Raw genomic sequence first — 262 nt, forward strand, 5'->3', positions numbered from 1 at the left:
GTTAGTGTTACCCAACCTTCAACCTGCCCATGGCTAGATCACCGGGTTTCGGGTCTATACCCTGCAACTTAACGCCCAATTAAGACTCGGTTTCCCTCCGGCTCCCCTATGCGGTTAACCTTGCTACAGAATATAAGTCGCTGACCCATTATACAAAAGGTACGCAGTCACACAGGTAAACCTGTGCTCCCACTGCTTGTACGTACACGGTTTCAGGTTCTTTTTCACTCCCCTCGCCGGGGTTCTTTTCGCCTTTCCCTCA

1 rRNA gene is annotated in these 262 nt (G+C 50.8%); it reads right to left on the reverse strand.

The window, feature by feature from the left end:
* Positions 1-262 (reverse strand): 23S ribosomal RNA (locus NA330_RS23270); the annotation flags it as partial.

This window comes from Salmonella sp. NW722 (assembly GCF_051702785.1).
GTDB lineage: Bacteria > Pseudomonadota > Gammaproteobacteria > Enterobacterales > Enterobacteriaceae > Salmonella > Salmonella enterica.